The organism is Kineococcus radiotolerans SRS30216 = ATCC BAA-149 (genome assembly GCF_000017305.1).
In the GTDB taxonomy this organism is placed as follows: Bacteria; Actinomycetota; Actinomycetes; order Actinomycetales; family Kineococcaceae; genus Kineococcus; species Kineococcus radiotolerans.
Map to the genome: position 1 here is coordinate 38,948 of NC_009806.1, position 13,599 is coordinate 52,546.

At 66.9% G+C, this 13,599-nt stretch carries 10 protein-coding genes and 1 riboswitch; of the genes, 2 read left to right on the forward strand and 8 right to left on the reverse strand.

All coding sequences use genetic code 11. The features are described from left to right. Positions 1 to 199: 199 nt before the first annotated feature. Together KRAD_RS25425 and KRAD_RS22945 are read left to right on the forward strand one after the other, a co-directional pair. Complete coding sequence (locus KRAD_RS25425; RefSeq protein WP_157874009.1) at positions 200 to 640, forward strand: hypothetical protein; 441 nt, start codon at positions 200 to 202, stop codon at positions 638 to 640. 275 nt (positions 641 to 915) lie between these two features. Next, positions 916 to 1,087, forward strand: a riboswitch (cyclic di-AMP (ydaO/yuaA leader). A 2-nt stretch (positions 1,088 to 1,089) separates the two neighbouring features. Next, complete coding sequence (locus KRAD_RS22945) at positions 1,090 to 1,950, forward strand: C40 family peptidase (RefSeq protein WP_012002009.1); 861 nt, start codon at positions 1,090 to 1,092, stop codon at positions 1,948 to 1,950. Positions 1,951 to 2,098: 148 nt separating this feature from the next. Here the strand turns inward: KRAD_RS22945 and KRAD_RS22950 are convergent, their stop codons facing one another. From KRAD_RS22950 to KRAD_RS22985, 8 genes are all read right to left on the reverse strand, one after another. Then, entirely contained in the window at positions 2,099 to 3,139 is a 1,041-nt protein-coding gene (locus tag KRAD_RS22950; RefSeq protein ID WP_012002008.1) for a phosphatidylglycerol lysyltransferase domain-containing protein, read from the reverse strand. 172 nt (positions 3,140 to 3,311) lie between these two features. Further along, on the reverse strand, positions 3,312 to 3,812 hold the full coding sequence (locus KRAD_RS22955) for a flagellar basal body-associated FliL family protein (RefSeq protein WP_012002007.1): 501 nt from the start codon (positions 3,810 to 3,812) through the stop codon (positions 3,312 to 3,314). Positions 3,813 to 4,748: 936 nt separating this feature from the next. Continuing rightward, positions 4,749 to 7,097, reverse strand: a complete 2,349-nt coding sequence (locus tag KRAD_RS25435) for a transglutaminase TgpA family protein (RefSeq protein WP_238985881.1) — start codon at positions 7,095 to 7,097, stop codon at positions 4,749 to 4,751. A gap of 1,145 nt (positions 7,098 to 8,242) precedes the next feature. Continuing rightward, positions 8,243 to 9,952, reverse strand: a complete 1,710-nt coding sequence (resB, locus tag KRAD_RS22965) for a cytochrome c biogenesis protein ResB (protein WP_012002003.1) — start codon at positions 9,950 to 9,952, stop codon at positions 8,243 to 8,245. Further along, entirely contained in the window at positions 9,949 to 11,571 is a 1,623-nt protein-coding gene (gene lnt / locus KRAD_RS22970; RefSeq protein WP_049821569.1) for an apolipoprotein N-acyltransferase, read from the reverse strand. Before lnt ends, resB begins: the two co-directional genes overlap by 4 nt. A gap of 229 nt (positions 11,572 to 11,800) precedes the next feature. After that, positions 11,801 to 12,676: a cytochrome c biogenesis CcdA family protein gene (locus tag KRAD_RS22975; protein ID WP_012002001.1), complete on the reverse strand. Its 876-nt coding sequence runs from the start codon at positions 12,674 to 12,676 to the stop codon at positions 11,801 to 11,803. Beyond that, positions 12,673 to 13,386, reverse strand: coding sequence for a TlpA family protein disulfide reductase (locus KRAD_RS24810; RefSeq protein WP_012002000.1), 714 nt, complete (start codon positions 13,384 to 13,386; stop codon positions 12,673 to 12,675). The genes KRAD_RS22975 and KRAD_RS24810 overlap by 4 nt, the downstream gene beginning before the upstream one ends. Further along, complete coding sequence (locus KRAD_RS22985) at positions 13,383 to 13,598, reverse strand: hypothetical protein (RefSeq protein WP_012001999.1); 216 nt, start codon at positions 13,596 to 13,598, stop codon at positions 13,383 to 13,385. Before KRAD_RS22985 ends, KRAD_RS24810 begins: the two co-directional genes overlap by 4 nt. Position 13,599 lies beyond the last annotated feature (1 nt).

Consider the following 13,599-nt stretch of genomic DNA (forward strand, 5'->3'; position numbering starts at 1 on the left):
ACTCAACCCGCCTCGGCTGAGAGGGTAAAACTGACGATTAGCACCAAACCGACACCGTCGTCTGCATCACCGGCGCCTACATCACCGGCCGCGTCCACTGCAGCGCCAACCGGGGACGATGGCTGCTCCGACGGCTGTTGCCCACCTCTTCGCTAAGGTCTCGGCACGACCCAGCTACTGACTTGAAGGTGTAGGAATAATGTCGATCTTGAAGACCACGAACGCCTCCGCATCCTCGGCAGCGTCGAGCACGCACCGCTTTCGAGGGCTGGCGGCAGGGGTGCTGATCGGTGCAACGTTCACCCTGACTGGCACCACCGCTGCCTACGGTTCGAGCGCAAGCAGTGGCGCCTTCAGTCAGAGTCCCGCTCAGACATCCGCGGACGAACGGGCCGCTCAGGTCCTCCAAGACACGTCACTGAGCGCTGACGCCGGCGCTGTCGTGGCGGCGGGAATTGCCGCCGCAACCAGCGCAGAAGGTACCGCGGAAGCAGCCGAAGAGAGTGCACTGGAAGATCATCTGGCGGCAGCTGGTGTTCCGATCGGCACGCAATACCTCGTCGTTGCAGCAGTCGTCGTTCTCGGCTCGGCTGTCGTAGCTATCCGACTCAGGACCCGTCGCCCGAAGGCGAGTTCGTGAGCGAGGACGCAGCGAGGGCGCAGAGAAGCCGGTGACGCTGCAGAGGGCGCTGCAGAGGGCGCTGCAGAGGGCGCTGCAGCCACATTCGGCACAACACTTGTCATATGACAAGTGATAGCGCCCCGCAGATCTGCTGTTCCTCGCGAAACACGGTAGAACGGCGAGAATCCTGGGTTACAGCTTAGTGACGCTGCGGCCTCGGGTGGGTTATGGTTCAGCCGCATCCACGACCGTGCGCGTGGACGCCCTCACGTGGACGCCGAGCCCTGCCACCACGTCGAGGTCCCCCGAGAACATTCATGGCAGGGGTGGGGGAACCACGTTTCCCGGGCGACGCCGGACCACCAGGTCCGGTCGAGCCCTTGGGGTGAAGCCGGTGCGAACCGGCCGGGCGATACTCCCGCCCGAACCCGACAGCTCACCTCGCAGGCGTCGGAGAGGCCACCACCTTGACGACTCGCGTCCAGGCGCGCCACCGCGCCTCCGCTCGTGTTCGCACCCCCCTGACCGACCTGTCCGACAGCGTCGCCCGCACCGCCGGCGGCGCCGCCCGCACCGGTGCCGTCGTCGCCGCCGCCGGCGGGCTCCTCGTCTCCGTCGCCCTCCCCGCGGGCGCCGCGACGAGCGCCGCCCCCGCCGCCGTCGGCTCCACCCTCGCCTCGGCGGCCACCGCAGTCCCCGCGGCCTTCGGCACCACCGCCGCCGGCGTCGTCTCCGCCCCGGCCACGGCGACGGTCCTCTCGACCACCGCCACCTTCGCCGCCGCCCCGGCCCCCGCGCCGGTCGTCGTGGCCCCCGTCGTCGCCGCCCCGGCCATCGAGCGGGCGACCCGCACCTCCGACGCCGTCCCGGTCGTGGCCTCCAGCGTCGCCGCGCCCGCCCTCGTGGTCGAGCCCGCCCCGGTGGTCGCGGCCGTCGTCGCGGCCCCCGCCCCCGCTCCGGCCCCCGCCCCGCTGGGTCAGCGCATCCTCGAGGTGGCCGACGACTACGCCGGCGTGCCCTACGTCTACGGCGGCACCACCCCCTCCGGGTTCGACTGCTCCGGCTTCACCAGCTACGTGTACCGGCAGTTCGGCGTGGACATCCCCCGCACCTCCGGCGCGCAGTATCAGGCCAGCACGAAGATCGACCGGGGTGCGGCGGTGCCAGGTGACCTGGTGTTCTTCTTCAGCTCCGGGCGGGTTTTCCACGTGGGCATCTACGCCGGAGGTAATCAAATGTGGGACTCACCGAGGACCGGTAAGCCCGTTGCGCTGCGAACCATCTGGAGCGACGCGATCGGCTTCGGCCGCCTAGCGCCGACGGCTTGAGAGCTTCGAGTCGCTGGACCCGAAGGGGTCACTCTTCGCGTCCAGCGACTTGATCCCCTCCTGGTGGGCAAGGCCGCAGCACCTGCGATTCATCACGCTGCCTGCTAGGCACTCGGCTAGGTGCACGTCCTGATCACCAGGACCCTTTTCAGCTGTGGACGACCCCGCGGATCCCGCCCCCGACCAGCGTCGCCACGTCCACCATGGCGTTGGGCAGGGCCAGCTCCCCGGGCGCGGCCACGTAGCAGGTCCGCCACTCGGGGCTGAAACCCTGCTTGAACGTGCGCAGGCCCTGGAAGTTGTAGAACTGCTCGCCGTGGGTCCACAGCAGGTGCCCGAGGCGGTTCCACAGGGAGGGGCCGGTCCCCGTGCGCAGCCCCGACAGGGGCGCCATCCCCAGGTTGAACGACGTGAAGCCGTTCTCCCCGGCCCACAGGATGCACTCGACGAACAGGTAGGTCATCACGGTGCGCGGCCCGTCGGGCAGGCGCCGCATCAGGTCGACCTGCACCTCGTGCCCGTCGCCTCCGACCCACAGGGTGGCGAAGGCGATGATCCGGCCCTCCTGGCGCACCACGACCAGCGGGAAGCGGGAGACGTAGTCCTCGTCGAAGGCCCCCAGGGAGAACCGCTTCTCCTTGCCGTTGCGGTGGGTGAGCCAGGCGTCGGAGACCTCGCGCAGGGCGGGCAGCAGCGGCGCGACGTCCTCGGGCGCGACGAAGTCGACGCTCAGGCCCAGGCGCTGGGACTTGTTGCGGCAGTTGCGGAGGTTCACCTTGGACTTGCCGGCGAGGGTGAACCCCTCGAGCGGGACGACGGCCTCCTCCCCGAGCTTGGCCAGGGTCAGCCCGCACGCGCGGTACAGGTCGGCGTGGTCGGGGAGCACGTTGTAGAAGACGGGCCGGCCGCCGTGGCGGTCGATCTCCCCGACGAAGCTGCGGACCAGTTCCGGGAAGTCCGCCGGGTCCCCGACCGGGTCACCCATGACCACCCAGCTGCGTCCCTCGACCTGGTACATGAGGAAGGCCGCGCCGCTGGGGCTGAAGTGGAACCGCTTGTCGCCGGTGAAGGCGAGGTGCGCCGTGCAGCGCCGCGAACGGGCGACGACGGCGCTGACCCGGGCCATCACCTGCTCGCACGCGACCTGCGGCCCGAGGGCCGCGGAGGCGAGGATCCGGTCACCGAGCACCGAGCACCGAGCTCCGAGAGCCGCGCCAGGGCGCTTGCACGAGAAGTGGCGGTCGTAGGGGCTCCTTCGGAGAGCGGTGACGGCCAGGCTGCGACCGTCACTGCAGGACGACGTCAGCCCAGCAGCTGCCGTTGATGAGACAGGGTGCCCTGGAATGGCGAATGGGATCGAGTCACTGCATGACGAACTGCGTGAGGTAGATGCCCATGACCGTCTTGGTGGCGGGGTCTCCCTCCTTGGCCGGCTCCTTGGTGTAAGCCTCGATGATCTTCTCCTGGAGCTCGTCCTGGTACTTCTGGCGAAGTTCCGGGTTGGAGAGGTCCGCCATGGGCTTGCCGGAGAACTCCTTGATCGTCAGGTCGAGAGCCTTGCTGCCGTCGGGGGCGCTGCTGCCCTCTCCTGCGCTCTCGTCGAGGACCGTCTGCAGGGCGATCCCCACCTTGAGGTAGTGCCCATCAGGCAGGTTGACGCTGATGGGGTCAAGCGCTACGACCTCGCCGGGCTCAAGGGCCTCTTCGACCGTCTCGGTGGCCGCCGCCGCGGGCTTGGTGAGCATGTATGTGCCACCGACACCGCCACCGAGCAGGAGCACCCCGGCGAGAGCGCCAACGATGATCATCTTCTTTTTGCTCTTGCCCGGCGCGGTGTCGTCGGCGGTGCTCTTCGCGGCCATCTCACGTCTCCTATCGAGGTGCTCACCGTCTGCTTGCCTGACGGCAAGGTGGTCTCCCTTTACATCGGCACGTCCAGACCCAGCTCAAGCGCCCATCGCGGGCTCGGGTGCACAAGCACCCATTCGGGTGAACGTCACCTCCACGCTCTGGCGACAGCAGGCTTTCGCGACAGACGATTCCGGCCCACCGACCCATCGAGATCAGGATTGGGTCCTCGAGCGTCAGACACCACGGAGCGCAAGCCAAGCCGCGTCAAGCATCAAGATCGTGACCCACTCCTTCGGTCTACCCGATCATGATCGGCCTGCTCAGGAAGTCAGGTCAGGCTTCTCGACGTCAGGTGGTCTCACATCAGCCCGGCAGCACTGGGTTGCGGTGCCGCCCCGCCACTGGGTCGTAGACGGCGTCTTCGCCAGGACCAGCTGGATGCACCGTCTAGCCCGTGACCGCGAGCGGACGGCGTCCTCAGCGGTGGCGGCGATGCACAACGCCCCTGCAGGGATGCCGCGGCGCCTCACCTGCACTCTTCGCAAACGTCACTGGGTGCCAGGGTGCGTCTGCACTTCGTTTGTTGCACTCGCACAACCGGGCTGAGACTGACCCAGGTCCGCAAGGTTTTCGACATTCACGACGTCGGCACCGCCTACCGGCACCGGCACGCCGGCTCGATGCGCACCTGTCGGCTCTAGCCTGCTTGATCGCCCACCTGTAGCCGCTCGCGCGTCCTATGTCTCGCCTGCGGGATCGAGGCCGCCGCCAGCGACCTGACTGCTGTCTGTAGATGCCTCCAACACTAGTCTAAAAACATCGGACTTCGTCATCCTGGTGACCACCCGCATGTTCAAAGACTGCGCAAGTCCTGACTTCAGAATAGAAAGGTCGCGAGGGCAATCAGGTGCGCACGCAACTTCCACCGACTCTTGATGCCACAACTCTTACTGATACTGCCTCTTCAGCAGGGCGCGCAACCCCGCTAAGGGCAGTAGCCGTACCCGCCAGCGCGTTGGTCCGGGACAGGCAACCGTGATGGCAGCGACTAGATGGCGAAGCTGCGCTTGAGCATTGGCGCGCGAATGCGCCCATGGCGCATGGCTCGCGGTGGCCGTGGCCGTGGCGGTGGCGGTGGCCGTGGCGGTGGCCGTGGTGGTGGTGACCGTCAAGGTCGGAATGGCCGCCTGACCGTACCTGACGAACTCGATCGCTTGCCGCAGGGCTTTCAGTCCTGCGTTCACCTCCTGGGGAAGTGCGATCCTGTGCTGCAGTATTTGCTCGCACTGGCGAGGGGTCATGGTGACCGACCAGTGGATGTCAAGGTCATAGACGCGATCGCTCAATTCAGACCACGCCACTTCGACCCACGCCGGTTCATCGTGCGCGTCACGCCAGCGCCGGTGGGTTCTTATCCTCGCGCACACCCAGGGAAGCACGACGATGATCATCAGACCCACAAGAAGAGCCACCCAAGGCGAAGCCACAGCTCGCCACCCCTGACGCACCTCACCGGTGTCTACGCTTTGCTCCCTCGAAGTAGGGGGAAGAGTCGGCGTCGGGGCAGCAGATGGGGCAGTTGCTGCACTGGCGGTCGGTTCCGGGCCCGGGTCCGGGGAGGGCGGTGCCGTGATGGGGGTTTCCGGCTGGGCGTAACTCGGCGACCGCCCGCTACGTATTGCCGGTGTCGGCTCGAAGCGCACCCAGCCCGTGCCGGAGAACCACAGCTCGGGCCAGGCGTGTGCGTCTTGTTCGCTGATGCGCCAGCGCCCGTCAGCGAGCTGCTCACCGGGGAGGAATCCGATGGCAACTCGCGCCGGTATACCCAGAAGACGAGACATCACGGCCATGGTTGAGGCAAACTGCACACAAAACCCGTACTTTTCTCGCAAGAATGCCGTGATGGCGTCAGATCCACCATCGCTGGGCGCATTGGTGGAATAAGTGAAGCCGCCGGTCGAACGGAAGTAGCGCTGCAGCAAGACAGCTCGTTCATAATCGTTGCCTGCTGCGGAAGTCACCTGCCTGGCAGCATCTAGCACTGCAGCAGGAATGCTTGGAGGCAATTGCGTGAATCGCTCTTGCACTGCGCGCGGCGCTGGAGGTGCGGTACGCAGTTGTTCTTCCCTAGGATCGACCTCCAAATGAGTGACCGAGTAACTACGACCTTGCGTGTCCTCACCATCGCCCACGATGTTGAGGCTGTCACTGTCGTAGAACCAGTTGCCTTCGATGTCCACGCGAAGAGCTGGATAAGGCGCCGGTAGATAGGTCTGCGCCAGTCCTTGCACCGTGATCGTCGTAGTACGCACCGCTGACTGCTCACGAATCTCGCTTGTAAGGCCGGGCGGTTCACTCAGTCCGCCCTGAACGCGCTGATCCCGGCGTAGGCGCTCGCCCGTGTGGGGGCTCCACGTCTGCCCGTCAAAGACGTCTGCAGTCACGATGCGAAGCGGAGCGGGAGAATCTTGATCAGTGCGATAGGTGAGCAGAGTCGCGTCAGAACGCGCGTCCAAACTGTCCTTGAGGTTCAAGATGGGATTGATGGTCGAGACGGGACCGGACGCTGCGACATCGACGGTTAGCGGCCGCTCATCCAAACCCGGAAGCGCTGCCGGCACGATTGTCGCTGCTACTAGCGCGCTGACACCCGTTGCGGCCATCGTTGCGTGAACTCGCCGCCGCTCACGCCAGGGCTCCGTGGTTTCGTCCACCGCGCGATACGCATCCACCGGGTGCACTGGCGCTGACCAGGGTCCGGGGCGGGGGTGCACCAGCAACAGCAGGAGGAAGGGCACAGCGGTGGTGAGGAACAGACCTGTCGAGGAGCCGCCGGGAATGACCGCCAGCGGGACACCATAGGCGGCGGTCAGGGGCAAGGCCGCCAGGGCTGGGCGACGTAGAGTGATCATGCCGAGATCCACGCCGAGAGCGACCAGGCCCGAAGCTACGACAACGATGAACCGCAACCCCGGCCCGTCATCGACTGGCGCGCTTTGACTTGCTGCGACCTCTACACCGTCGGCGAGCAGGCGCATCGACCGCTCGGCGATATCGGGGGTAGGCGCAGAAGACGACCCACCCTCTAGAAGCAGCACAGATAGCCATGCCACCAGCGCGATGCACAGCAGCTGAGCTGCAGCCACCAGCACCCCAGTAGGCTTCCAGAGGCGGACCGCACCTCCCACACCGATGATGAGGGCAATCATGACAAGTGCGGGAAGGAGCCACGCCGAGGACTGCAACAGTGGGCGCCAGGTGAGCACGGCCGAAGCACTGACGAGACCCGCCACCATGCCCACCACGGCGCGAGACGTCATCGACGGTGCCCGAGCTGGTGGGCCCAGGCTCGCCTGAGCTCGCTCGGATTGGGTCTAGGTGCATCTTGGTGGGGTGAGCGCCAGTAGGCATCTTCTGGCGAGAGTGGTGCCGAGCCGGCCGCGCGGCGAGGCGTAGGGATGCTGCCGCGGGTGTGGCAGGCCGCCCACCGACCGGTGCAGCCGCTCGCGTTCGGTGTGCCCACCGTCTCCGGTGAAACAGGGCGCGCGCATCCGCATCCCGCCCCTGTGATCGTGCAGCTCATTGCCACTCTTCCTAACTCATACTCCGGCGCGAGGACCACAAGATGCCGCCACACCGAGCGGCGGCTGCTGTCAAGGACTACTCCATCACCTGCGTCTGGGCTCGGCTCTGGACCCGTGACCGAACATGCTCACCATGTGTAGTGATCTCCCGCAAAGAGGGCTCAGACTGGAGCGAGACCGCACTCCTAATGTCCGAATCTGACCACGCCCGCGCGATGTGATTGCCGAGGTCGGTGCAACCGGCGCCTTTGGTAGTCGCTCGGATATGCAACCGAAACTTTCGCCCTACCCAGGTTACGGGACGCACTCGATACTTGATGTGCGCTCCGCCGGCGGCGCCGGAGTGGACGCAGTTGGTCTCCGAGAGGCCGGTCACGGGCTCCACCAACGCGTGGTCATGGGCTCCACCAACCAAACTCATCAACGGAGCGATGCCCTCGATGGCCGCATGCGCGGTCACCTGCGAACTCACACGTGGTCAACCGGTTGTCGGCGTGGAACCCACGAGTGCAGAAAGCAAGCCGGGCCATGCCGAGATTCCTCCGCCCCCCTGTCCCCGGATGCCTGCTACGGGCAGGCAAGGAGAAGAAGTAAGCAAGGAGAGGTCGCTGCGCGGTGCTCGCAGGTGATTGCGCACACGCTGACGCCCCGCTGAGCCACGCGGACGAACCTCTGAACGCCAACCTCGACATGAGGGCCCTCGCTTGTTCTCTCGGTCGCAGCCAGGTACCGCACCGGAATAGTTGTTCTTTGAAGCGGCTGAACGCAGCAACGAAGCCACACGCCACAATTCGCCGCGAGGCTGCTTCCCGGCGGCGGCTGCACCGACACTCGATGTCGCCGCCACCCTGGCCTCATCACCCCACCACGCCTCCTGCCCGCCCGTCCGCCCGCCCGTCCGCCCGCCCGTCCGCCTGCCCCTCCGTCTGCGTTGATGCTTCCGCAACCCCCGCCTGGACGAGCGCGCTGAGCAAGCTGTCGACCTCCGCGGCCAGCCCGGCGTCCGCACCGCGAGACAGTCCGGCGATCTCCAACCCCTGCTCCGCTGCTTCCTGGCTACCGGGTACCCGCACCCACACGCGGCGCCGAGGGAGGAAGAGTGAGGCAATCAACCCTGCAGTGGCCAGCAGGGAGAAAACCAGCGCTGGCAGCTGCCCGGGGGTACGCCGGATGTCGAATGCAGCAAAGCGTGCAACGCTTTCCAGGGTGACGCTTCCCAGACCCTCGGGCAGTTGAACGGTCTGCCCCGGTGTCAGCTGCAGCGCCAGCGGCCGGCCCTGCCCATCCAGCACTTGAGTCATCGCGGTGTTGTCCAGCTCGTACACGCTCTGCGGCAGGCCGGACTCCAGGCCGAGGTCACCGACCCAGAGGGTAAAAACGAGGAAGGGGTTCCCGAGCCCAGGAAACCCGGACACCGGACGGCCGGCCCCATCCACGGTGGCGGTGGGCAGGAAGACTCCCTGCAGTCCGAACTGGGCCGGACGGCCGTCGGCATCAACCGCGTCCGGGATCTTCACCACACCGCTGGAGTCGTAATTACCCGTCTGCGGCAGGAACGGGACGGCGCCTGCTGAGACAACCGACCCGCTCCCGTCACGAACCGTCAGCACTGGGGCGTACCCGTTGCCGGACAGTGAAATCTGTGTACCTACGACGTCGGCGGGCTTGTTGACTTCGATGCGACGCGGTTGCTCTGCTTCCGCGCCCACGGAGAGCAGAACATCAGCCGCGAACTGCCGTGGCTGGCCAATCTGTGAGCTTTGCTGTGCTTCGAAGCTCACATCCATGTTCTGCAACTTCAAGCTGAACGGTGGAATGCCGCTCTCATCGGATCCCGCCCCAGCAGTGAAACTATCGAAATCGGTGGCCGCACCGACGAAACTTTGACCTTCAACCACCACGCGCTGACCAGAGAAGGAGTACAGCGAGCTGGTGGCGAAGCAGACGAGCAGTCCGACCAGGCTGACGTGGAAGAGCACGTTGCCGCTTTCGCGGTGATGCCCCCGCTCTGCAGCCACCGAGGCTACCCCGTCCTGGTCCAGGCGCACGTCGACGCGGAACCGGCGCCGTCTTAGGTACCCGGCCGCTACCTGCAGGATGACCGCCGGCGGCGCAGTTGGCTGCAGGCGCCGGAACTCAGGAAGCCGAGTGAACCGGGCCGGGGTGCGTGGTGGGCGGGACCGTATAGCCCTTGCATGGACCAGGGCGCGCGGCACGATGCAGCCAACCAGGGAGATGAACAGCAGCAGGTAGATGGCAGAAAACCAGACCGATGAGTACACCTGGAAGAACTGCAGACGCTGCAGCCAAGGGCCCACCTCGGGGTTGTCGCGCAGGAAACGCGCCACGCCCGCCGCGTCGAACCCTGCCTGCGGGAATAGCGAACCAGGAACGGAGGCGATGGCCAGCAGCATCAGCAGGAACAACGCGGTACGCATGCTCGTCAGCTGCCGCCAGGAAAAACGCAGCAGTTCGAGGCCCGTGAGCGAACCCGGGCTGCGTTTGGTCGGGACCGCCCCATCAGCCTCACCCTCGAGGCGGTCTTCCACGTAGTAGTCGTGGCTCATGCGCTCAGATCCTCCAAGCGTCGTCGACTGTCGCGAAAACTACCGCGCAAGCTGCGCATCAGCGGCAGCAGCGGCGGGAGAAGCAGCGGAAACAGCACCGCGGTAGAGAGGGCAGCCTCCGGCAGCGATCCCAGGCGGGTGGCGAGGGTCTGATCGGAGCGCAGCGGCACCCGACCTTGCAGGACGGCCTGGGTGAACAGTTCCGTGCGTACCGGGGCGCTACCGTCGGGAGAGATGATGCTGCTGACACCGACGGTGGAGATTTGCACGACGGCACGTCCGGTCTCGACGGCACGAAAGCGGGACATCGCCAATTGCTGCACCGCCTCGTCGGAGTAACCGAAGGTGGCGTTGTTCGTCTGCACGACGAGCATCTGTGCACCCGAACGCACTGAGTCACGGACCAGCCCATCGAAGGCGACCTCGAAGCAGATGACGTCACCGACTCGAGTGTCACCCATCAAGACGGTCCCGCCCCGTTGCCCGGGCAGGAAGTCCCTCCGTACCAGATCCACCTTGTCGCTGAAGGTGCGAAAGAAGCTGCGGTAGGGGACGTACTCCGCGAAGGGGGCAGGGCGACGCTTCACATAGTTGCGGTGTGCATCACTTGCTGCGCCCTCAAGCCCCAGCTGTGGTGTGACGACCAGTCCGGTGTTCGACAGGTAGCGACCCGGGCCCTCGAGAACCGCGCCGATGAGAACCGGTGCGTCGATGGCCCGAGTGACCGCCTCGATGCTGGCCCGGGCCGCGGGATCCTGGTAAGGGTCGATGTCACTAGAATTCTCCGGCCAGAACACCAGATCCGGCGCCATCGACTCACCGCGGGCCACGGATTCAGCCAGGCTCTGGGTGGCGCTGACGTGGTTGGTCAGCACCGCGCGACGCTCGGCGTTGAAGTCCAGGCCCGGGCGTGGGGTGTTGCCCTGCACGGCGGCGATGTCCACTGAAGTGATGTCAGGCTCCACTGGGCGCGGTATGAGGAGTCCGGATGCGCAGACCACGACCGCGACGACCAGTGGCAGGCAGGCACTGAAAACGTCGACTGGTAGCAGCGCCCTACGCGCGCGCAGGATCCGCCCGAGCATGGTGGCAAAGGTGGCCAGCAGAGCGCCGACGAGCGCGACGGTGAAGGTGACCAGCGGCGCCCCCCCGACCCTTGCCCACCCGAGGATGGGACCGTCGACCTGGGAGAAGGCCAACCGGGCCCATGGGAACCCACCGAAGGGCACCCGGGACCGTGCGGCTTCCAGGAGGACCCAGCCGCCGGCGACAGCCAGGAGGTTCCACCACCGTCCGGCGCCGAGCAGGCCAGGCAGGAAGGCGGCGTAGAACGCGTAGAACGCCGCGCACACCGCCGCCAGAGCCAGCCAGGGCACGGCTCCGACGTAGATGCCGCTCCACCGCAGGTGCGGGATCAAGAAGGCGAGAGCGAACACGAACCCGAGCCCTGCGGCGGCGCGCGGGCGGCAACTACGGGTGGCCCAAATCAAGAAGGTCACCGCCACCGCAGCCGAGGGCCACCACCCATCCCGGCTGACCGCGCCGGGGAAGGCCATCCATGCGCTCAGCCCACCGGCAGCGGCCATACCGACCCGCGCCAGTGCGCCGGCCACCCCCATGCGGCCGTGGGGCGTCCTCGAACTCAGCCTGGCCGGAAGGAGTCGGACCGTGCTCATAGCCACCTCGAATGCATCGAAGGATCGGGGTCAGGACAATTGGGGTCAGGACGGTTAGGAGCGGTGCGGGTCCGTGCAGGTCGCGCTCCGTCGAGCCCGCCGGGGCGGGCGTACCGTGAACAAGATGGGAGGGCAACAGCACATGACCGCACCGGGAAATGGCGTTTCGCGCTCACAGGACGGTGCTGTAGCCAGCGACCCAGCCTTGAACCAAGGGCGTCAACTGGTTCCAGGCACCGGTGGCGAGGAGCATCCCGATGCCCACGAGCATGCCGCCGCCAGCGGCGCTGACCGCACGACGATGACGGCGGACCAACGCCAGCGCGCCTCCCAGCCGCCGCACGCCCAGACTCAACAGGATGAAGGGCAGGCCCAATCCCAGGGCGTAGACCCCCGTGAGGGCGGCCCCGCGCAGCGCGCTGGCTTCGGTGAAGGTGAGGGCCTGCACCGCGGCCAGGGTCGGCCCGATGCAGGGAGTCCAGCCCAAGCCGAAGGTCACCCCCAGCAGCGGCGCGCCCAGCAGACCGGTGGGCGGGCGCCACCGCAGGCGCGCCTCCCGCTGCAACCCGGGCAGCAACGAGGGCAACAATCCACTGTAGACGACGCCCAGGACGATGACCGCGATCCCGAGCAATCGGGTCAGCGGGCGCTGGTACTGCAGCAGCAAGGTCGCCGCGGCGCCGACGGTGGCTCCGACGGTGACGAAGACGGCAGTGAACCCGGCCACGAAGAGCACGGTCCCGGCAGTCATCCTCCCCCGCCGGGGCTCCCCAACATCTCGAGCCGTCAAGCCCGTGACGTAGGCCAGGTAGGCCGGTGCCAGGGGCAGCACGCACGGGGACAAGAAACTGAGCACTCCGGCGAGGGCGACCAAAGGAACAGCCAGCAGCAGCGACCCGGTCACCAGCTCGCCGGCTCCGGCCCCCACGCCGGCACCGGCGACGGCACCGGCGAGCGAGGTCGTCGCAGTACCGGCGAAGGCCGTGGTCGCAGTACCCGCCACGGCCGTGGTCGCAGCGTCCGCGATGAGGGTCGCGACAGCACTCATGCGGTGGACCCCTGCCCCGGATCTTCTTTCAGGACGGTGTCCACCAGTGTGCGCAACGTCGTTGCCGAAATCTGACCGATCACTCGCGCCGCGACGCGTCCTTGCCGGTCCAGGATGAGCGTGCTGGGAATGGCCGAGGCGGGCACCTGCCCGCGCAGGTCCAAAAACGCGCGACCGTAGACGGAGTCGTCGATGCTGGGGTAGGTAATGTTGTAACGGCGCTCGAAGGCACGCGCGGCCGCCGGAGTGTCCTTGACGTTGACCCCGAGGAAGCGCACGCCGCGGTCTTCGTATGCCGACGCGGCCTCACGCAGCACGGGCGCCTCGGCGCGGCAGGGAGAACACCACGATCCCCAGACGTTCACCACCGCCACCGACCCACGGAAGTCAGCGACGTCCACGGTTACCGACCCCTTCCCCGAATCCGTCGTCGATTCCGCCTCCGATTCCGCCTCCGACTGGTCAAGGTCCTCACCCAGCGCCGGCCCGGACAGGGTCAGCGGCTCGGTGCGGGAAGCAGCGGGAATCTCCTGGATCGAACCGGTGACGTCGGTTGAGGTCTCAGTGGAGGCACCGTTGAAGCCGTCGCCACCGCCTATCGGCGTCTCCAATCGCCACCAGGTCACCGCCCCGACAACAGCCACCGCCGGAGCACCCCACAGCAGAGCCCGCCGCGAAGGTCGCGCCGGATGCGCTCGCATCCCGCTCATCGCATGTCCTGCGCGGGCTTGGTGTCGTGATCACTCGCAGTCGGCCGGATCACCTGAGGGTTCTTGTGTTCTGAACGTTCTTGGCGGACTCGTCGGGCCGCGGCTCGCTCACTGCGGTCTGCACGCAGCACCGACCGCATGAGCAGCCAGAACAGCAGCCCCAGGCCGGTGGAGGGGGCAAGGGCGGCGAAGTACTCCTTGAACACGTCCACG

Excerpts from the sequence above, each read along its gene's own strand:
- KRAD_RS25435 (WP_238985881.1), bottom strand. The coding sequence starts at position 7,097 with ATGGTGGCGGGTCTCGTCAGTGCTTCGGCCGTGCTCACCTGGCGCCCA.
- lnt (WP_049821569.1), bottom strand. The coding sequence starts at position 11,571 with ATGGGGGTGGCCGGCGCACTGGCGCGGGTCGGTATGGCCGCTGCCGGT.
- resB (WP_012002003.1), bottom strand. The coding sequence starts at position 9,952 with ATGAGCCACGACTACTACGTGGAAGACCGCCTCGAGGGTGAGGCTGAT.
- KRAD_RS22955 (WP_012002007.1), bottom strand. The coding sequence starts at position 3,812 with ATGGCCGCGAAGAGCACCGCCGACGACACCGCGCCGGGCAAGAGCAAA.
- KRAD_RS24810 (WP_012002000.1), bottom strand. The coding sequence starts at position 13,386 with ATGAGCGGGATGCGAGCGCATCCGGCGCGACCTTCGCGGCGGGCTCTG.
- KRAD_RS22975 (WP_012002001.1), bottom strand. The coding sequence starts at position 12,676 with ATGAGTGCTGTCGCGACCCTCATCGCGGACGCTGCGACCACGGCCGTG.
- KRAD_RS25425 (WP_157874009.1), top strand. The coding sequence starts at position 200 with ATGTCGATCTTGAAGACCACGAACGCCTCCGCATCCTCGGCAGCGTCG.